A 19,242-nucleotide genomic window follows, 5' to 3' on the forward strand; every position below is an offset into this window, starting at 1 on the left:
GTTCAGTGCGTCACCGCCGCCACGGGCTCCGGCTCCTTCGGCGGGGCCGGCGGCTCGGGCTCGCGGGACAGGGCGCCCGGCCACCACACCTTCCGGCGCAGCGCGACTGCGGCGCTGGTCACCAGGTAGGTGCGGACCAGGAAGGTGTCGAGCAGAACGCCGACGGCGATGACGAAGCCGAGCTCGACGAGGCTGACCAGCGGCATGTTGGTGAGCACCGCGAAGGTCGCGGCGAGGACCATCCCGGCGGAGGCGATGACGCCGCCGGTCGTGCGCAGCGCGGTCAGCGCCGCCGCCACCGGTTCGGTGCCCTTCAGCGACTCCTCCCGCATCCGGTGCATCAAGAAGATGCCGTAGTCGACGCCGAGCGCCACCAGGAAGACGAAGGACAGCAGGCCGAGCCCCGGGTCCGTGCCCTCGAAGCCGAACACCGGCCCGAAGACCAGCCCGCCGATGCCGAGCGCCGCCCCCCACACCGCGACCACCGCGCCGACCAGGATCAGCGGCGCGACCACCGACCGCAGCAGCGCGATCAGGATCAGCAGGACGGAGACGAGGACGAGCGGTACGACGATCATGCGGTCGCGGGCGTTGGTGTCGGCGAGGTCGAGCTGCTGGGCGCTGGCCCCGCCGACCAGCGAGTCGTCGAGGCGGTCGCGCAGGGCCTCGATGGTCGCCGTCTCGCCCGCCGACTGGGGTGCGGAGGTCGTGGCGACCGAGATCTCCGTCCAGCCGTCCCCGCTGCGCCCGCGCTCCGCCGAGGCGACCCCCCGGGTGCCCCGGACCTCGCCGAGCACGGCGTCGGCCTTGCCGGTGGGGGCGAGGACGGTGAGCGGCTGGGTGCCCTGCTCGGGGTAGGCCTTGGCCAGGGTTTCCATGGCGGCGACCGCGTCGGGCTTGGTGGTGAAGGAGTCCTCCTGCTTGAGCGCGCCGGGCAGGTTCAGCGTCCCGAGCGCCAGCGCGCCCAGCAGGACCGCGCCGGAGGCGAGCACGGCCAGGGGGCGCCGCTCGGCGGAGCTGCCCATCGCCGCGAACAGGGACCGGCGGGCCTTGGGGGTGCTGCCGTAGCGCGGTACGAGCGGCCAGAAGACGCGGCGGCCGAGCAGCACGAGCACCGCGGGCAACAGGGTCAGCATCGCGGCCAGCGCGCACAGGATGCCGACCGTGCCGAGCGGGCCCATGCCGCGGCTGGAGTTGAGGTCGGCGGCGAGCAGGCACAGCAGCCCCGCCGCGACCGTGCCGGAGGACGCCAGCACCGCCGGGCCGCAGCCCCTGAGCGCGGCGGCCATCGCGTCGTACGGCCGCTCGAAGCGCCGCAGCTCCTCGCGGTACCGGGAGACGAGCAGCAGCGCGTAGTCCGTACCCGCGCCGAACACGAGGATCGTCATGATGCCGGTGCTGGCGCCGGTCACGGCGGTGCCGAACGCCTGGTGGAGGCCGTACGCCACGCCCGTCGACAGGTAGTCGGCGAGGCCGGCGACGGCGAGCGGCACCAGCCACAGGACCGGGCTGCGGTAGATCAGGATCAGCAGCAGCGCGACGACCCCGGCCGTGGTGTAGAGCAGCGGCCCGCCGAGCGCGTTGTACACCTCGGCGGCGTCGGTCTGCAGCGCCCCCGGGCCGCCCACGTCGACGCTCATCCCGCCGTCGTCGTGCGCGATGTCCCGTACGTCGTTGACCAGCGCGTCGCGCGCCTTCTCGTCGGTGCCCGGCTCGGTGCTCGCCACCGGGTACATCAGGGTGGTGCCGTCCTTGGACGGGACGCCCCGCGGGGTGCCGGTGAGCTGGTGCGCGCCGGCGATCCGCTCGATCTGCCGGGCGGCGGTCGCCTTGTCGGCCGCGGTCAGTCCGCTGTCGCGGTGGTAGACGACGACCATCTCGGTGGCCTCGCCACCGGGCAGCCGGTCCTGGATCTTGGCGACCTGCGTCGAGTCGGCGCTGCCGGGCAGGTAGTCGACGGCCCGGTCGTGCTGGACGTCGGCGAGCTTCGAGGCGAACGGCGAGGCGATCGCCAGCACGGCGATCCACAGCCCGAGCATCACCCAGGGCACGGCACGCCGCCGTCGTGCGGATGTCCTTGCGGCCCCCATCGACGGGCCTCCCTCCGGTCGGATGTCTGGGTCGTGTCCAGACTCCCGGCGGCCGAGGGCGGATTCGTCGCGCGGAAGGGCGAGTTGGGGACTACTACGCAGGGCGGCACAAGCCCCCGATTACTCCCTGGGGAGTAACGAGAAACGAGTGACGAGGGTCCTACGACGGTGTCCGCGCCGCGGCCAGCAGCCGCGTGACGTCGTCGGCGCAGATGGTGAGAGCGGCGCCGACCGTGGCCAGCGCATCGCGCTCGGCGGGGGTGTAGGGCCCGTCGGCCAGCGCGATCCGCGCCCCCTGGAGCAGGATCGACTCCCGCCCGGCCGGTGCCAGATGCGGTGCCAGCGGATCCAGCGCCTCGTGCAGCTCTATCGCCAGCCCCGCCCCGCAGGGCTCGCCGAAGACCCGCCCGGTGTCGGCGGCCAGCGCCTCCACCAGCGCGCCGAGCTGGTCCTCCGTGCAGTCGTCGAACCCGGCTGCGCGGACCGTGGCGGCGGCCGCCTCCAGCGCCGTACGCGAACAGATGCCGCCCGCGGCGAGGACCGCGAGGGCGACGGTGTGGACGGCGTCGCGGAGCATCGCGGAGAAGCGGGTGGTGGTGGGGTGATCGAGGACGTCGGTCCCGAAGTGACGGCAGCAGGCGGCGCATTCCACGACCGGCCCGGTCTCGCCGCGCGGCAGCACCGGGACGCCGAGGAGGGTGAAGCGGCGGCGGCCGGTCAGCCGCTGGTAGTTGCGGTCCCCGCCGCAGCCGGGGCAGAAGAACTCCCCGTCGCCCACGGGCGTCCATGCGGTACGCGTGCCCAGCATGCGCGCAGGCCTGACGACACGGTCGTTTCGTCCCCGTCCTGGCAGCACGTCACACCTCCGCGTAACCGCACGGCAACATCGCCGCGCTGGCGTGATGTTAGCCACATCGGAGACCCCCAGTCAGCACCCTGGACGAGACCTTTCCGTGACCTCCACAGCGAGATGGCCGGAAACGACCGGGCCCCGCCCGCTGGACCACAGCGGGCGGGACCTGTCAGCGCCGGGCGGGGTGAAGGCTTTCAGGGGCGCAGGGCTGTGACATTTGCGGCTCCGCCGCGGGGCGCGACCAGCCACGACGGCGCCGCAGCCGCAACCCAATCCCGCGCGGCACCCTCTTAGCGCGCAGCCCTGTTAACAGCAGACACAACCGCCTTCAGCGACGCACGTGTCGTGTTCGCATCGATCCCGATCCCCCACAGAACCTTGCCGTCGATCGCACATTCGATGTACGACGCGGCCTGCGCGGACGCACCCTCACTCATCGTGTGCTCCTGGTAGTCCAGCAGCCGTGCGTCGATGTCGACCTTGGCCAGCGCGTCGAAGAAGGCCGAGATCGGACCGTTGCCGGTACCGGTCAGCACGGTGTCGACACCATCGACCGTGGCCTCCACCTTCAGCGTGTCCACGCCGTCCGTGTCGGTGGTCGACTGCCCGTTCTTGACCTGGATACGGCCCCACGGGTTCTCGGGGTTCGGCAGGTACTCGTCCTGGAAGGTCGCCCAGATGTCCGAGCCCGTGACCTCGCCGCCCTCGGCGTCCGTCTTGGCCTGGATGATCTTCGAGAACTCGATCTGCATCCGGCGCGGCAGGTCCAGCTTGTGGTCGTTCTTCAGGACGTACGCGATACCGCCCTTGCCGGACTGCGAGTTGACGCGGATGACCGCCTCGTACGAACGACCCACGTCCTTCGGGTCGATCGGCAGGTAAGGCACCGCCCACTCGATGTCGTCGACCGTGACCCCGCGCGCCGCCGCGTCGGCCTCCATCGCGTCGAAGCCCTTCTTGATGGCGTCCTGGTGGGAGCCGGAGAAGGACGTGTAGACCAGGTCGCCCACGTACGGGTGGCGCGGGTGGACCTCCATCTGGTTGCAGTACTCCCACACGCGACGGATCTCGTCGATGTCGGAGAAGTCGATCTGCGGGTCGACGCCCTGCGAGAACAGGTTCATGCCCAGGGTCACCAGGTCGACGTTGCCGGTGCGCTCGCCCTGTCCGAACAGACAGCCCTCGACGCGGTCGGCGCCGGCCATCAGCGCCAGCTCGGCGGCGGCGACGGCCGTACCGCGGTCGTTGTGCGGGTGGACGGAGATGCAGACGTACTCGCGGCGGGACAGGTTGCGGTGCATCCACTCGAAGCGGTCCGCGTGCGTGGACGGCGTCGAACGCTCCACCGTGGCGGGCAGGTTGAGGATGATCTCGCGGCCCGGGCCCGGCTGGTAGACGTCCATGACCGCCTCGCAGACCTCCAGGGCGAAGTCCAGCTCGGTGTCGGTGAAGATCTCGGGCGAGTACTGGTAGCCGAATTCCGTCTCCGGGCCCAGCAGCTTCTCCGCGTACTCCATGACCAGGCGGGTGCCGTCGACGGCGATCTGCTTGATGTCGTCCTTGGAGCCGCGGAAGACGACCCGGCGGAAGACGGGAGCCGTGGCGTTGTACAGGTGGACGGTCGCGCGCTTGGCGCCCTTCAGGGACTCGACGGTCCGCTCGATCAGGTCCTCGCGGGCCTGGGTCAGTACGGAGATGGTGACGTCGTCCGGGATCGCGCCCGGCTCCTCGATGATCGAGCGTACGAAATCGAAGTCCGTCTGGCCGGAGGCCGGGAAGCCGACCTCGATCTCCTTGTAGCCCATCTTGACCAGCTGGTCGAACATCCGGCGCTTGCGCTCGGGCGACATGGGGTCGATCAGGGCCTGGTTGCCGTCACGCAGATCGGTGGAGAGCCAGCGGGGGGCGACGGTGATCCGGTTGTCCGGCCACGTGCGGTCCGGGATGTCGACCTGGTCGTACTGGCCGTACTTGTGGATCGGCATGCTGCTGGGCTGCTGGCGGTTCGCCATGATGACTCGGGCTCCTCAGGGTGTCCGGAAGGACGGCCGACGACGCAACGCCAAGCTCCGCGGGGAGGGAGTCGACCTGGATTACAGGCCCTCGCCGCGGCAGCTAAGGAGAAGCAGCCCGAAACGCATGATGCGAAGCATGCTAGCCGAGCCGGTTCGGATGCGGGGCGCTGTATCAGCATGCGGGACCCGGTGGACGAATGACCAGGGAACCGGACAAAAAGTGCGCCACGCCACTTGGCCATAGCACTTCGTCACGGAGTGTGCCGCTCCCTGTCCGCATATTTCACCAATCATGGTTGCGGGTAGTGACACCGGAATGACGCAGTGCAAGGGTGCCGGGCATGACGAAGACCAACGGGGGCTTCGAGCCCGTCTTCTGCACCGTCGTACCGCCGCACGTCCTCGACAAGCTGGCCCAGGCCGAGGACCCCGCGCTCGCCGATCCCGCGCGCAAGACCCTGGAACGCGATGCCTTCGAGCGCACCCACCGCCGGCTGACCACCGTCATCGGCGCCCCGTCCGTCGCCGCGCCGCCCGGCGCGGAGGCCGGCAAGCCGCACCGCACCCTCTACGACGCGAAGCACCACACCGAACTGCCCGGCAAGAAGGTCCGCACCGAGGGCTCGGAACCCACCAAGGACGCCACGGTCAACCGCGCGTACGCGGGCCTCGGCGCCACCTTCGAGCTGTACCAGAAGGCGTACGACCGCGACTCCATCGACGCCAACGGCCTGCCGCTCGACGCGACGGTCCACTACGACCGGGGCTACAACAACGCCTTCTGGAACGGCGAGCAGATGGTGTTCGGCGACGGGGACGGGGAGATCTTCCTCGACTTCACCATCCCGATCGACGTCATCGGCCACGAACTCACCCACGGCGTCACGCAGTACACCGCCAACCTGACCTACTTCGGCCAGTCCGGCGCGCTCAACGAGTCGCTGTCCGACGTCTTCGGCTCCCTCATCAAGCAGTACACGCTCGGCCAGACCGCCGCCGAGGCCGACTGGCTGATCGGCGCGGGCCTGCTCGCCCCGCGCGTCACGGGCAAGGCGCTGCGCTCCATGAAGGAGCCGGGCACGGCGTACGACGACGACGTCCTCGGCAAGGACCCGCAGCCCGCGACGATGGACGACTACGTCCGCACCGGCCGCGACAACGGCGGCGTCCACATCAACTCCGGCATCCCCAACCACGCGTTCTACATCGTCGCGAGCACCCTCGGCGGCCACGCCTGGGAGCGGGCGGGGCAGATCTGGTACGACGTGCTGACCGGCGGCCAGTTGAAGAAGGACGCGCTGTTCACGGACTTCGCGACGCTGACGGTGGCGGCGGCCAAGGCCCGCTACCAGGACGGCGAGGAACTCCAGGCCGTGCTGAAGGCGTGGGAGCAGGTCGGGGTGCGCACGGCGTAATTCCGTACTACACACGGTTCCATGCGTATTCGAGTGAGGCGCACGGGCGGATTCGCGGGCATCGAGCGCAGCGCCGAGGTGGACACCTCGGGGCTGCCCGACGCACCCGAATGGCGAGCCCTGGCCGAGAAGGCGGTCTCCGACGGGCGGCACGTCCCGCCCGTCGGGGTCCCCGACGGGTTCAGCTACGAGATCACGGTGAACGGGAGGACGGTCTACGCCGCCGACCCCCGGCTCACCGAGGAGCAGCGGCAGCTGATCGCGCGGGTACTGAAGGAAGGAGCGTAACGGCCAGTTCACGCTGGGGCGTTGACTTCCCTTACCGCCGGTAAGGATGATCCCGCCCATGGCGACCAACGCGATACCGAAGTTCCCGGCCGGCTTCCTCTGGGGCGTCTCGACCTCGGCCCATCAGATCGAGGGCGCGGCGGAGCTGCGCGAGCCCTCCGTGTGGGACGCGTTCACCGCCGAGCCGGGCCGGGTGAAGGACGGCTCGACGGCGGCGACGGCCTGCGACCACTACCACCGCTACCGCGAGGACGTGGCACTCCTGGCCGACCTGGGCGTGGACGTGTACCGCTTCTCGGTCTCCTGGCCACGGGTGAACTCCCCCGGCGGCCTGGACTTCTACGACCGGCTGGTCGACGAGCTCTGCGCGGCGGGCGTCCGCCCGGTCCCGACCCTGTTCCACTGGGACCTGCCGGCCGCGCTTGAGGAGAAGGGCGGCTGGCTGGAGCGGGACACGGCGGCCCGGTACGCCGAGTACGTCGCGGTCGTCGCCGAGCGGCTCGGCGACCGGGTGCAGAAGTGGATCACCATCAACGAGCCCGCCGAACACACCCTGTTCGGCCATGCGCTGGGCGCCCACGCCCCCGGCAAGCGGCTGATGTTCGACGCGCTCCCGGTCGCCCACCATCTGCTCCTCGCCCACGGCCTCGGCGTCCGGGCCCTGCGCGCCGCCGGCGCCACGGACGTCGGCATCGCCAACTCGCACGGCCCGACCTGGCCCGCCTCGCAGGAGCAGCCGGACCTGGAGGCGGCGGCGTTCTACGACCTGCTGCTCAACCGGCTGTTCGCCGAGCCGATCCTGCTGGGCGAATACCCGCACGGGCTGGGCGACTTGATGCCGGGTGACGTGGCGTCGGACCTCAAGGTCATCTCCGAGCCGCTGGACTTCTACGGCGTCAACTACTACGCGCCGACCCGGGTGGGCGCCCCGAAGGGCGAGGACATCGAGTTCGGCGGGCTGACGATCCCGGCCGAACTCCCCTTCTCCGTCCAGGAGATCGAGGACGTCCCGGTCACGGACTTCGGCTGGCCGGTGGTCCCGGAGGCGCTGACCGAACTGCTCACGACCTTCCACGAACGCTACGGCGACCGGCTCCCGCCCGTCGTCATCACGGAGAACGGCTGCTCCTACGAGGGCCTCCACGACCGCGCCAGGATCGACTACCTCGACAGCCATGTCCGGGCGCTGCACCGGGCGTCGGAGGCGGGCGTCGACGTCCGCGGCTACTTCGTGTGGTCGCTGATGGACAACTTCGAGTGGGCCGAAGGCTATGCGCAGCGGTTCGGCCTGGTGCACGTGGACTTCACGACCCAGGAGAGGACGAAGAAGGACTCGTACGCCTGGTACCGGTCCTTGCTGCGGGCCCAGAGATGACGTCCACGGCGACGGCCCTGGACGAACCCGTCGAGCGGGTCGGCCGGGGCTGGACGGCGGCCCTCTCGCTCGCCAACGTGGCGATCTGGGTGGGCTGGTACGGCCCGCTGCAGATCCTGCTGGCCCGGCAGGCGGAGGACTTCGCACCCGGCACCGGCATGTCCAAGGAGACGCTGCTGGCGTGGGTGACGGGCGCCGGCGCGGTGGTGTCGCTGGCCGCGAACCCGTTCTTCGGCGCCCTGTCGGACCGGACGACGGCACGCTGGGGCCGCCGTACGCCGTGGATCGTGGCCGGAGCGGGCGGCGGGTTCCTGTCCCTGCTGCTGCTCGCGGGCGCGGGCGGGCTGTGGCTGATGACGCTCGGCTGGTGCCTGGTCCAGCTGACCCTGAACGCGTCCTTCGCGGCGGTGACGGCAGCGGTGCCGGACCGGGTGCCGCGGCTCCAACGGGGCGTGGTGGGCGGGTGGTTGGGGGCGGCGCAGATCCTGGGCGCGGTGGCCGGTACGGGGCTGGCGACGGCGGCCGGCGGGATCACGGCGGGGTATGCGGCGTGCGCGGTGTTCGCGCTGGCGGGCGTCCTGCCGTACGTCCTGCGCTACCCGGACCTGCGGCTGGCGGCGGCGGACCGCCCGCCGTGGCACGGCCGGTCCTTCGCCCGCGGTTTCTGGCTGAGCCCCCGCCGCTATCCGGACTTCGGCTGGGCCTGGCTGACCCGGTTCCTGATCAACCTCAGCAACGCGCTGGTGATCCTCTACCTCCTCTACTACCTCCGGGACCGTCTCCACCACGACGATCCGGAGCAGGGCGTCCTGATCCTCACCGCGGTGAACAGCGTGACGCTGCTGGCCACGGTGGTGGTGGGCGGGGCCTGGTCGGACCGGGTGGGCCGCCGCAAACCGTTCGTGCGCTGGTCCGGGGCGCTGATGGCGGCGGCCACGGCGCTGCTCGCGGCCTGGCAGACGTGGGCCGGCGCGATCGTGGTGGCGGCGCTGCTGGGCCTGGCCCTCGGGGTGTTCATGTCGGTCGACTTCGCGCTGATGACGGACGTCCTGCCGAAGGCCCTGGACCGGGGCAAGGACCTCGGCGTCATCAACGTCGCCAACGCCCTCCCCCAGGTCGCCGCCCCCGCGGTGGCCGCGCCGATCGTGACGCATCTCGGCGGGTACCGGGTGCTGTACGCGGTGGCGGCGGTGATCGGGTTGGCGGGGGCTGTGTTCGTCGACCGAATAAGGGGCGTGGACTAGAGCCGTACAAGGGGCGCGGACTAGAGCGCTCCGGCCTCCCTGGCCGCGTAGACCGACGGATACACCGGCCGGTACCCCAGCTCCCTTCGGATCCGTTCCGTGGACATGAGCCCCAGCCACGGGTCGGGGTCGGTGCGGGTGTGGAGCTGCTCGGGGACCTCGACCCCGTTGAGCTGGTGCAGCTCCACCGCCGTGACGGGGGCGTCGTCGGCGATGTTGTAGATCCGGCCCGCGATGCCCGGCGCGTGCAGGATGCGCAGCAGGCCCTGGGCGACGTCCACGTGGTGGCCCATGTGCAGGCGCTGGGTCGCCGCCCAGTTCCCGGCCCACATCAGGGACTGGGCGAGATGGGGGTCGCCCTCGCCGTAGACGAAGGGGAGACGGGCGATGCGTACGTCCAGCCCGTCCATCGCGAGCAGTTCCCGCTCGGCCCGCGCCTTGGACTCGGGGTAGGCGCCCCACATGGCCCCGCCGGGCCGGCTCTCGTCGTCCTCGGTCAGCGGGCGCCCGCGTCCGGTGCCGTACACAAGGCCCGTGCTGACCTGCACGAACCGCTCCACCCCGGCCGCGAGCGCGGCACGCCCCAGCTCCACGGCCGCCTCGTGGTTGACGGCCCGGGCCTCCTCGTCCGGCACTCCGCGGAAGGCGGCCGCGACGTTCACGACCGCGTCCACGCCCGCGACCGCCTTGCCGAGCGCCTCGGCGTCCCGCAGATCGCCGACCACGACCTCGGCGCCCAGCTCCGCGAAGGGTTCCCCGCGGGTGGCGTCCCGCACGAGCACCCGTACCCTCTCGCCCGGCCGGGCCTGGGCCAGCAGCCGGGGCACGAACCGTCGGCCGACCTGCCCGGTCGTCCCTGTCACCAATGTCAGCATCTTGTGCTCCTCTCGTCGGTGACCAGCCTCTGCCGGGTTCGCGGCGTCCGGGAGAGACCTCCTGATCGGGGGACCGGCAGTCCCTGGATAAGAGGGGCGGAGTGCCGCACGCTGGAGGGGTGAACCGACCCGAACTGGCGGACTTCCTACGCCGTGGCCGCGCCCGCCTGACCCCGTCGGACGTGGGCCTGGCACCAGGCGCGAGGCGCCGTACGCCCGGCCTGCGGCGGGAGGAGGTGGCCTCCCTGGCGGGCATGTCCGTGGACTACTACACGCGCCTGGAACAGTCCCGCGGCCCGCGCCCGTCCCGGCAGATGCTGACGGCGCTGGCGCGGGCGCTGCGCCTCACGGACGTCGAGCAGGACCACCTGTTCCATCTGGCGGGCGAGGAACCCCCACGCCGGGAGACGGCGTCGGCGCACGTCCGCCCGGGCCTGCTGCTCATCCTCGACCGGCTGCACGACACCCCGGCGCAGGTGGTGAACGACTGCGGTGAGGTGCTGGCCCAGAACGCGATGGCGAAGGCGCTGGTCGGTGACGTGATGTCCCGCCCGCGCCGGGACCGCAACCTCCTGCGCCGCTTCTTCCTGGACCCGGCGGCCCGGGACCTCTTCCCGGAGGAGGAGATCGCCGTCCATGCCCGCTCCCACGTCTCGTCGCTGCGGGCGGTGGCGGCGGCCCGCCCGGACGACCCGGAGCCGGCGGCGCTCGTCGCCGAACTACGCGCCGGGAGCGAGGAGTTCGAGACCCTCTGGCAGGAACACGAGGTGTCGCAGCGCAACCGGGCGACGAAGCGCTTCCTGCACCCCGTGGTCGGCCTCCTGGAACTGGACTGCGAGGTGATGCTCAGCCACGAGCACCGCCACCTCCTGATCGTCCACTCGGCCCGCCCGGGCACAGAGGCCTACGAGCGCCTCCAGCTGCTGAGGGTGGTGGGCTTGCAGGACCTCACCCCCCAGCAGACAACCCCCTAGAAGCCCAGCTTCCGCAACTGCCGAGGATCCCGCTGCCAGTCCTTCGCCACCTTCACATGCAGATCCAGGAACACCGGCGTCCCCAGCAGTGCCTCGATCTGCTTGCGGCTCTTGATGCCGACCTCCTTCAGGCGCTTGCCCTTGGGACCGATGATGATGCCCTTCTGGCTGGGGCGCTCGATGTAGACGAAGGCGTGGATGTCGAGGAGGGGCTTGTCGGCGGGGCGGTCCTCGCGGGGGAGCATCTCCTCGACGACCACCGCGATGGAATGGGGCAGCTCGTCGCGCACGCCCTCCAGCGCGGCCTCACGGATCAGCTCCGCGATCATGACCTGCTCGGGCTCGTCGGTGAGGTCACCCTCGGGGTAGAGCGCGGGGCCTTCCGGCAGCAGCGGCACCAGCAGGTCGGCCAGCAGGTCCACCTGCTTGTTCGCCGTCGCCGACACCGGCACGATGTGCGCCCACTCGATCCCCAGCTCCTTGCCCAGCTGATCGATCGCGATCAGCTGCTCGGCGAGGGCCTTGGAGTCGACGAGGTCCGTCTTCGTGACGATCGCGACCTTCGGCGACTTCTTGATCCCGGCGAGCTCCTTCGCGATGAAGCGGTCACCGGGCCCGATCTTCTCGTTCGCCGGCAGACAGAAGCCGATCACGTCGACCTCGGCCCACGTCGTCCGCACGACGTCGTTGAGCCGCTCGCCCAGCAGCGTCCGCGGCTTGTGCAGCCCCGGGGTGTCCACCAGGATCAGCTGGGCGTCCTCCCGGTGCACGATCCCGCGCACGGTGTGCCGCGTCGTCTGCGGCTGGTCGGCGGTGATCGCCACCTTCTGCCCGACCAGAGCGTTCGTGAGGGTGGACTTGCCCGCGTTGGGGCGGCCCACGAAGCAGGCGAAGCCGGCGCGATGGGGAGCCCCGGTCGGCTCAGACGGCTCGGATGACTGACTGCGAACGCTCATGGCGCCCATTCTCCCTGATCCACAGACCGCCGCCGCACCAGCGTCCCCCTAGCCGCTTCCCGGTGAGCTCCCGGAAACCTCCACGCAACGAAACATCGAGGAAACACCGCCGTGCCCGACCGGAAACGCACGCCGGTGAACCTCTGACGAGCCCCCACACCGTTGGAGACGACCGTGACCCTCGCCGCGCAAGGCATCGACACCGGCGACACCGCCTGGCTGCTCGCCGCCACCGCCCTCGTCCTGCTGATGACCCCGGGTCTGGCCCTGTTCTACGGCGGCATGGTCCGCACGAAGAGCGTCCTCAACATGCTGATGATGAGCTTCGTGTCGATCGCGCTGGTGACGGTGGTGTGGCTGGCCGCCGGCTACTCCCTCGCCTTCGGCGACGACATCGGAGCAGGGCTCATCGGCGGCCTCGACCACGCCGGCATGAAGGGCCTCGGGCCGGACAGCGTCCAGGGCACGGTCCCCACCCTCCTCTTCGCCACCTTCCAGCTCACCTTCGCGATCATCACGGCGGCCCTGATCAGCGGCGCGATCGCGGACCGCGCGAAGTTCGGCGCGTGGCTGGTGTTCGTGCCGGTCTGGGCGCTGCTCGTATACGTTCCCGTCACCCACTGGGTCTGGGGCCCGGGCGGCTGGATCCTCGACAAGCTCGGCGCACTGGACTTCGCGGGCGGTCTGCCCGTCGAGATCACCTCCGGCGCCTCCGGACTGGCCCTCGCGCTCGTCCTCGGCCCCCGCCTCGGCTTCAAGAAGGACGCGATGCGCCCGCACAACCTCCCCATGGTCGTGCTCGGCGCCGGTCTCCTCTGGTTCGGCTGGTTCGGCTTCAACGCCGGCTCGGCGCTCGGCGCCAACGGCCTCGCCGCGGCCGCCTTCCTCAACACCCTCGCCGCCGGCTGCACGGGCCTGCTCGGCTGGCTCTTCGTCGAGCAGAAGCGCGACGGCCACCCCACCACGCTGGGCGCCGCGTCCGGCGCGGTCGCGGGCCTGGTCGCGATCACCCCGTCCTGCGGCTCGGTCTCCCTGCTCGGCGCCCTCGTCGTCGGCCTCGCCGCGGGCGTGACCTGCTCCTACGCCGTGAGCTGGAAGTTCAAGCTCAACTACGACGACTCGCTGGACGTCGTCGGCGTCCACCTGGTCGGCGGCGTCGTCGGCACCCTCCTCATCGGCGTCTTCGCGGTGGAGGAGATGACCGGCGGCGCCGAGGGCCTGCTCTACGGCGGTGGCCTCGCCCAGCTCGGCAAGCAGCTGGTGGCCGTGGTCGCCGTGGGGGCGTACGCCTTCCTGGTGACGTACGGCATCGGCAAGCTGCTCGACAGGGCGATCGGCTTCCGCGCGAGCGAGGAGCAGGAGCACACCGGCCTGGACCTTACGGTGCACGCCGAGACCGCATACGATCACGGCGTCCTGGGCCACGGCGCCCCGGTCAGCGCGTCCTCCGTCCCCTCCGCCCAGAAGGTCAAGAGCCAGGCATGAAGCTCATCACCGCCATCGTCAAGCCCTACCGCCTCGACGAGGTGAAGACCGCCCTCCAGGAGCTGGGCATCCACGGTCTGACCGTGAGCGAGGCCAGCGGCTACGGCCGTCAGCGCGGCCACACCGAGGTGTACCGCGGCGCCGAGTACCAGGTCGACCTGGTCCCGAAGGTCCGGATCGAGGTCGTGGTGGAGGACGCCGACTCCGACGCCGTCATCAACGCGATCGTCAAGGCCGCGCAGACGGGGAAGATCGGGGACGGGAAGGTGTGGGCACTGCCGGTGGAGACGGTCGTCCGGGTACGGACGGGCGAACGCGGCCCCGACGCGCTCTGATCGCGAGGACGGCCCCCGCCCCCACGACCATCCCCAGCAGCACGGCCATCAGCCACGGCAACGCGAGGAAGGAGGCGCCCGCGGACTCGCGGGTGTCCTTGGCGCTCGCCGTGAGCGTCACCTCGCCCCAGTCCAGCTGAGGCGCGTCCGGCCACGGCTCGCTCAGCCGGACGCTCTGCCCGGGCAGCAGCTCGGCGGGGACCTTCGTCAGGTCGCGGGCGAGCAGCGTACGGCCGAACAGTCCCGTCGCGCGCAGCTCGACCTTCGGGTCGAGGGTGACATTGCCGGTGTTGTGCAGGGTGTACGAGACGGTCGCGGCGCTGTCGCCCAGTCCCGGCACGAGCGGCTGGTGGTGGCTGACCCGGACGTCCTCGACGGAGATCGCGGGGAGGACGGGCCCGCCGACCCGCAGATAGACGCGGGCGGCCACGGCCCGCTGCACCCCGAGCGCGACCGAGCCGTCGCCCCGGTCGATCCGCTCGTCGAGGGCCACGATGGCGCCCGGATGGTCACCGGGTTCGGCATCCTCCGGCACCTTCATCGTGAACGGCACGGTCACCTTGCCGTGCGCGGGTACGGTCACCCGGGTCCTCGCGGGCCGCGCCCAGTTCCCGACGCCCCGCATCTTCTCCGTCACCGTGCGCACGGCGAAGCCGCCGTCGCGGGCGGTGTTGTAGGCGTCGGCGGCGTACAGCCGGAACGTCAGCGCCTTGCCGGTCTTGTTGGCGACGACCACCTGGTCGGTGAGGGTCTGCCCGGGGTCGGCGGAGAGATAGAAGTAGGGACGCGCGGCGATCTTGGACGCGAGCGGGTACACGGACCAGCTGCCGTTGTCGGCGGCGTGCGCGGGCGGGGCGAGGACGGCGAGAAGAATCCCGAGGACCGGGGCGACAAGGGTGCGGAACGTACGGCGCATGGGTGCGGACCCCCACGGGGACGAGGCGACACGGGCGGGTGCGGACGCCCGTACGGTCAGCTGAGCGTGAGGGTGAGAACGCCGGAGTACGTGCCCGGAGGCGTGAACGCCGGTACGTTCAGGGAGAGTTTCGCGTCGACGGTGAACTCACCGCCGGTGACCGTGCCGTTGGGGGCGGACGCGAGGGTCGCCCCGGCCGCGCCCACGGTGCCGGACGAACCGGCCTGACAGGTGCTGGGGCTGCCCGCCTTGGTGGTGCAGGCGGGGGTCCAACTGAGCGCCCCGGCACCGATCTTGGCGCCGGGACCGGTGAAGTCGGTGACCTTGCCGGTCAGGGACCAGCCCGCGACACCGCCACGGAAGTCCTTGACGCTCACCGTGTTGAGGTCGCCGCCCGAGGCACCGCCCCTGCCGTAGTCGACCGCGCCCAGGGACACGGAGTCCCCGGCCTGGGTCATGGACAGGGTGCCCGCTCGGACGGTGGTGGCGATCTTCTGGGCGTTGTCGGGGACGGGTGTGTCGTCGATGACGGTGTAGGCGGCGGGCCCGGCACCGGACTGGTCGTTCCAGCTCGCGCCCTCGTAGGCGACGACACCGGTGGTGGTCTTGTCGTTCACGACCAGCGACCCGCTGAAGGCACCGGCCGTGTCCGCCGTCACGGTCGCGGTGTCCGCGGTCTGGCCGGCACCGGAGCGTCCGGCGAGGGTGACGGTCGCGCCCGGGGTGAAGTGGCTGCCGTTGACGGTGACGCCGGCACCGGGGTTCCCGGAGGCCGAACCGAGCGTGATGGCACGGGTGTTGGGCTGGGTGGCCGGACTCGCGGTGATCGTCTCGGAGACGGGCGCGGGCGGGCTGATGACGGTGCAGGGGGTGTCCAGCTCCAGGATGTAGCTGGTGTGGATGTTGTAGTCGCCGGGCGAGAGCGTGATGGCTCCGGCGGTGGTGACGGTGAAGGTGCCGGTCATGCTGAACGACGGGAAGGGCGCGTTGCCGGCGACCGGATCGTTCTTCTTGGGCCCGACGACGGTCACGTCCCCGGTCTGCGCCCCGCCGAGGGTGACCTTGCCGGACGGCGTCATGATGTCGGCCGGGAGGCTGATGGCGGTGGGGTTGCTGGCGGCGGGCTTGACCACGGTGTAGGTCACGGTGACGGTGTCGCCGACCTTGGGGGCGGCGTTGTCGACCGTGATGAGCGCGGTGGTGGTGCCGTCGATGGGCGGGATGCCGGCGACGGCGGGCGGGATGCAGTGGGTGGCGAAGTCGACGTTGCCCGCGGCTTCGGCCGGCCCGGCGAGCGCACCGCCGGCGGTGGCGGCGAGCGCGGTCGCCCCCAGCAGCGACGCCAGTCGGCGTCTTCGGTTTCTCATGATGGTTGCCCCCTCCGAGGGATGCGGGCGCAGCGGCTCTTCTGCGCCGACAGGGGGCATTGATGTGGGGATTGCGTGAGAAGTCAATGGAGCCGCCGCAATAATCTGACGAACCATCAGTTTCTGCGGAAAGGGGCCGCACCTTTCCGCGGAAAGGTGCGGCGCGGGCGAGGTCAGCCCGCCGCCACCGTGGCCCGCACCACCCCGTCCGGCCCCGCCAGCAGCACCGGCGTGGCCGCCCCGCCCAGATCCCGCACCGCGGCCCGGTCCGCGACGGCGACCGTCTCCGCCTCCGTCACCACCGCCGCCGCCTCCAACGACTTGGCCCCGGAAGCCACCGCCATCGCCACAGCCGTCTGCAACGCGCTCAGCTGGAGCGAGGCGAGAGCCACCGTCCCCGCGACATACGTACGGCCGGTGTCGTCGCGTACCGCCGCCCCCTCGGGGACCCCGTTGCGCGCCCGCGCGGAACGGGCCAGGGTCACGATCTTGCGGTCCTCGGGATCAAGCGCGCTGTCGGTCATGAGCCGAGGATACGGACCCTCACCCGGCCACCGGATACATGGCCCCCCGCCGCCCCTCCGGCGACGCCAGCCACTCCAGCTTGCCGGCCGTCACCTCGTCCATCGGCGTGTGCAGCACGATCGACAGGTCCGGCCGTACGGGCATCTTCAGCACGCTCGCCTCGACATGCAGCAGCCCCACCACCGGATGGTCCAGCTCCTTGCGGATCTGCCCGGCGTCCTCGATGTCCCGCTCCTTCCAGAGCGCGACGAACTCCTCGCTCGCCGCCGACACGTCCGCCAGCACCTGCCGGAACCCCTCGTCGTCGGGCCGCGCGGCCGACGCCGCCCGGAACTGCGCCACGACCGTACGCGCGTTCTCTGCCCAGCTCTGGGAACGGGACCGGTACATCGGGTCGATGAAGAAGTCGACGAGGCAGTTCTGCGTGTTGTCGGGCCGCATCCCGAGGACCGTCGCGGCGGCGTCGTTGTAGAGCACGCAGTTGTAGTAGAGGTCCATGATGTGCGCCGGATACGGCATCCACGCGTCGATCATCCGCCGCAGCCCGTCGCACATGTCCCGCCGGCCCGGCTCCACCTCGGGCACGGGCGGGTTCAGCCCGGCGAGGACGTACAGATGACGGCGCTCGGCGTCGCTGAGCCGCAGCACGCGCGCGACGGAGTCCACGACCTGCGGCGACACCGAGATGTCCCGCCCCTGCTCCAGCCACTGGTACCAGGAGGCGCCCACCCCGGCGAGCACGGCGACCTCCTCGCGCCGCAGCCCGGGCGTCCGGCGCCGCGCCCCGCCGTCCGGCAGCCCGGCCTCGGCGGGCGAGACCCGGGCCCGCCGGCTCATCAGAAACTCCCGCAGCTCCTGCCGCCGCTGGACAGCCTCCGCCACCACGAACTCGTCCCCCTCGTACCGCCGCTGTTGCCTGGTGGTGCCACCACCAGGACAACTTCCGTCTCCCCACGGCTATTCCGCGGCCGCGAGGCTCTTGCCCATGGCGATCGACACCGCATCCACCACCACCGGCACCGAGACCGGCCCCGTCCCCGCACCACGGCTCTCGCACCGCGACAAGCTCGTCCTCTTCGTCCTGTGCGCGGCCCAGTTCATGGTCGCCCTGGACTTCTCGGTCCTGAACGTAGCCCTGCCCGTCCTCGGCGCGGACCTCGGCATGAGCCAGTCCGCACTCCAGTGGGCGGTCACCGCGTTCGCGCTGCCGTCCGGCGGCTTCCTGCTGCTGTTCGGCCGGATCGGCGACCTCTACGGCCGCCGCAAGCTGTTCCTCACCGGCCTCGCCCTGTTCGGCGCGGCCTCGCTGCTGGCGACGTTCGCCTGGGACCCGGCGTCGTTCCTCGCCGGCCGGGCGTTGCAGGGCGTGGGCGCGGCGGCCATCGTGCCGACCGGCATGTCCCTGCTCACCACCACCTTCCCCGAGGGCCCGGCCCGCGACCGCGCGCTCGGCATCTCCGGCACCCTGCTGTCCCTCGGCTACACCGTCGGCATGGTGGCGGGCGGCGTCCTCACCGACGCCCTCGGCTGGCGCTCCACCATGGGCCTGCTGACCCTGTTCGCACTGCTCGTCCTGCCCCTCGCACCCGGCCTGCTGCCCGAGTCCCGCACCCCGGACCGACCCCGCCTGGACATCCCCGGCGCGATCACCGTCACCGGCGGTCTGCTCTCGCTGATCTACGCCCTGTCGACGGCCGCCGACCACGGCTTCGGACGCACGGACGTCATCATCACCCTGGTCGCGGGCCTCGCCCTGCTCACCGCGTTCGCGGTCGTCGAGTCCCGCAGCGCGGCCCCGCTGGTGTCGCTGCCGATGCTGCGCCGCCGCACGGTGGCGTGGGGCAACCTGGGCGGCCTGGTCACCTTCTCGATGATGTCGACGATCGTCTTCGTGCTGACCCTGTACCTCCAGGAGGTCCTGCGCCTGTCGGCGTTCGAGACCGGCCTCGTCTTCGGGGTGCAGGGCGTGGTCTCGGTGGTGGCGGGCATCTACACGCCGAGGGTCATCGCCCGGCTCGGCGGCGCCCGCCGGACGCTGGTCGTCTCGCTCACCGGCCAGGGCGTCCTGATCGCCGCGCTGCTGGGCCTCGGCGACGGCAACGCCTCGGTCTGGCTGGCCGTCGCCGCCGTCTCGCTGGCCAGCATGTTCCACCTCGGCGCGATCATCTCGTACGGCCTGACCGTCACCTCGGGCGTGCCGGACGAGGAACAGGGCCTGGCGACCGGGCTGGTGACCTCCACCCAGCAGGTCGGCATCACGATCGGCATCCCGCTGCTGGGCGTCCTGGCGACGACCGCCGGTGACCTGCTGTCCGGGGTCCGCACGGTCGTCGCGATCGACGCGGCGGTCGTCCTTGCCACCGCCGCACTGCTCGCCGTAGGCCTTCGGACCCGCCGCAGTTCAGGGGCGGTCGAGGCGGAGGCGCTCGGCGCGCGGTAGCCCCGCCACGACCAGGTCGTACGAGTACGCCACGAGCTCCCGGACCAGCCGGTCCGGGAGCTCGTCGACGGTGACGGTGACGGTGCCGG

Annotated in this window: 17 protein-coding genes and 1 pseudogene; 8 read left to right on the forward strand and 10 right to left on the reverse strand. The window is 71.4% G+C overall.

Annotated elements, in window-relative coordinates; all coding sequences use genetic code 11:
* Positions 1–2 precede the first annotated feature (2 nt).
* From CRP56_RS14050 to leuA, 3 genes are all read right to left on the reverse strand, one after another.
* Entirely contained in the window at positions 3–2,090 is a 2,088-nt protein-coding gene (locus tag CRP56_RS14050) for an MMPL family transporter (RefSeq protein WP_097263905.1), read from the reverse strand.
* 160 nt (positions 2,091–2,250) lie between these two features.
* Entirely contained in the window at positions 2,251–2,946 is a 696-nt protein-coding gene (locus CRP56_RS14055; protein WP_097263906.1) for a TerB family tellurite resistance protein, read from the reverse strand.
* A gap of 287 nt (positions 2,947–3,233) precedes the next feature.
* On the reverse strand, positions 3,234–4,955 hold the full coding sequence (gene leuA / locus CRP56_RS14060) for a 2-isopropylmalate synthase (RefSeq protein WP_097263908.1): 1,722 nt from the start codon (positions 4,953–4,955) through the stop codon (positions 3,234–3,236).
* A 344-nt stretch (positions 4,956–5,299) separates the two neighbouring features.
* Between leuA and CRP56_RS14070 the strand changes: the two genes are divergently transcribed.
* From CRP56_RS14070 to CRP56_RS14085, 4 genes are read left to right on the forward strand one after another with little or no spacing between them, the layout of a single operon-like run.
* Positions 5,300–6,373 (forward strand): M4 family metallopeptidase, encoded by a 1,074-nt coding sequence (locus tag CRP56_RS14070; RefSeq protein ID WP_097263910.1) that lies wholly within the window; start codon positions 5,300–5,302, stop codon positions 6,371–6,373.
* A gap of 21 nt (positions 6,374–6,394) precedes the next feature.
* Entirely contained in the window at positions 6,395–6,661 is a 267-nt protein-coding gene (locus CRP56_RS14075; RefSeq protein WP_097263911.1) for a protealysin inhibitor emfourin, read from the forward strand.
* A 58-nt stretch (positions 6,662–6,719) separates the two neighbouring features.
* Complete coding sequence (locus tag CRP56_RS14080) at positions 6,720–8,036, forward strand: GH1 family beta-glucosidase (RefSeq protein ID WP_097263912.1); 1,317 nt, start codon at positions 6,720–6,722, stop codon at positions 8,034–8,036.
* The gene (locus CRP56_RS14085; protein ID WP_097263913.1) at positions 8,033–9,280 is read left to right on the forward strand and encodes an MFS transporter; all 1,248 of its coding nucleotides are present in this window, start codon (positions 8,033–8,035) and stop codon (positions 9,278–9,280) included. The genes CRP56_RS14080 and CRP56_RS14085 overlap by 4 nt, the downstream gene beginning before the upstream one ends.
* 20 nt (positions 9,281–9,300) lie before the next feature.
* Here CRP56_RS14085 and CRP56_RS14090 read toward each other — a convergent pair whose 3' ends face one another.
* Complete coding sequence (locus CRP56_RS14090; protein ID WP_097263915.1) at positions 9,301–10,155, reverse strand: NAD-dependent epimerase/dehydratase family protein; 855 nt, start codon at positions 10,153–10,155, stop codon at positions 9,301–9,303.
* Positions 10,156–10,274: 119 nt separating this feature from the next.
* Between CRP56_RS14090 and CRP56_RS14095 the strand changes: the two genes are divergently transcribed.
* The gene (locus CRP56_RS14095) at positions 10,275–11,129 is read left to right on the forward strand and encodes a helix-turn-helix transcriptional regulator (RefSeq protein WP_097263916.1); all 855 of its coding nucleotides are present in this window, start codon (positions 10,275–10,277) and stop codon (positions 11,127–11,129) included.
* Here CRP56_RS14095 and era read toward each other — a convergent pair.
* The gene (gene era, locus CRP56_RS14100; protein WP_097263918.1) at positions 11,126–12,094 is read right to left on the reverse strand and encodes a GTPase Era; all 969 of its coding nucleotides are present in this window, start codon (positions 12,092–12,094) and stop codon (positions 11,126–11,128) included. The genes CRP56_RS14095 and era overlap by 4 nt on opposite strands.
* A 165-nt stretch (positions 12,095–12,259) precedes the next feature.
* Between era and CRP56_RS14105 the strand changes: the two genes are divergently transcribed.
* Together CRP56_RS14105 and CRP56_RS14110 are read left to right on the forward strand one after the other, a co-directional pair.
* Positions 12,260–13,570, forward strand: coding sequence for an ammonium transporter (locus CRP56_RS14105; RefSeq protein WP_097274025.1), 1,311 nt, complete (start codon positions 12,260–12,262; stop codon positions 13,568–13,570).
* Positions 13,567–13,905 carry a P-II family nitrogen regulator gene (locus CRP56_RS14110; RefSeq protein ID WP_097263919.1) on the forward strand — a complete coding sequence of 113 codons (339 nt, stop codon included), beginning with the start codon at positions 13,567–13,569 and terminating at the stop codon, positions 13,903–13,905. Before CRP56_RS14105 ends, CRP56_RS14110 begins: the two co-directional genes overlap by 4 nt.
* On the opposite strand, the gene CRP56_RS14115 is transcribed toward CRP56_RS14110, so the two are convergent.
* From CRP56_RS14115 to CRP56_RS14130, 4 genes are all read right to left on the reverse strand, one after another.
* Complete coding sequence (locus tag CRP56_RS14115) at positions 13,799–14,821, reverse strand: WxL protein peptidoglycan domain-containing protein (protein ID WP_097263920.1); 1,023 nt, start codon at positions 14,819–14,821, stop codon at positions 13,799–13,801. The genes CRP56_RS14110 and CRP56_RS14115 overlap by 107 nt on opposite strands.
* 56 nt (positions 14,822–14,877) lie before the next feature.
* Positions 14,878–16,188 (reverse strand): beta-xylosidase, encoded by a 1,311-nt coding sequence (locus tag CRP56_RS14120; protein WP_097263922.1) that lies wholly within the window; start codon positions 16,186–16,188, stop codon positions 14,878–14,880.
* 173 nt (positions 16,189–16,361) lie between these two features.
* On the reverse strand, positions 16,362–16,712 hold the full coding sequence (locus CRP56_RS14125; protein ID WP_097263924.1) for a cytidine deaminase: 351 nt from the start codon (positions 16,710–16,712) through the stop codon (positions 16,362–16,364).
* A 19-nt stretch (positions 16,713–16,731) separates the two neighbouring features.
* On the reverse strand, positions 16,732–17,550 hold the full coding sequence (locus tag CRP56_RS14130) for a helix-turn-helix transcriptional regulator (protein ID WP_097274027.1): 819 nt from the start codon (positions 17,548–17,550) through the stop codon (positions 16,732–16,734).
* A 148-nt stretch (positions 17,551–17,698) separates the two neighbouring features.
* On the opposite strand from CRP56_RS14130, the gene CRP56_RS14135 reads away from it, so the two are divergent.
* Positions 17,699–19,153, forward strand: coding sequence for an MFS transporter (locus CRP56_RS14135; RefSeq protein ID WP_097263925.1), 1,455 nt, complete (start codon positions 17,699–17,701; stop codon positions 19,151–19,153).
* Here CRP56_RS14135 and CRP56_RS14140 read toward each other — a convergent pair.
* Positions 19,115–19,231: pseudogene (locus CRP56_RS14140) on the reverse strand (MmcQ/YjbR family DNA-binding protein); the annotation flags it as partial. The gene CRP56_RS14135 and the pseudogene CRP56_RS14140 sit on opposite strands and share 39 nt — an antisense overlap.
* Positions 19,232–19,242 lie beyond the last annotated feature (11 nt).

It is taken from the genome of Streptomyces sp. TLI_55 (assembly GCF_900206255.1).
Taxonomy (GTDB): Bacteria; Actinomycetota; Actinomycetes; order Streptomycetales; family Streptomycetaceae; genus Streptomyces; species Streptomyces aquilus.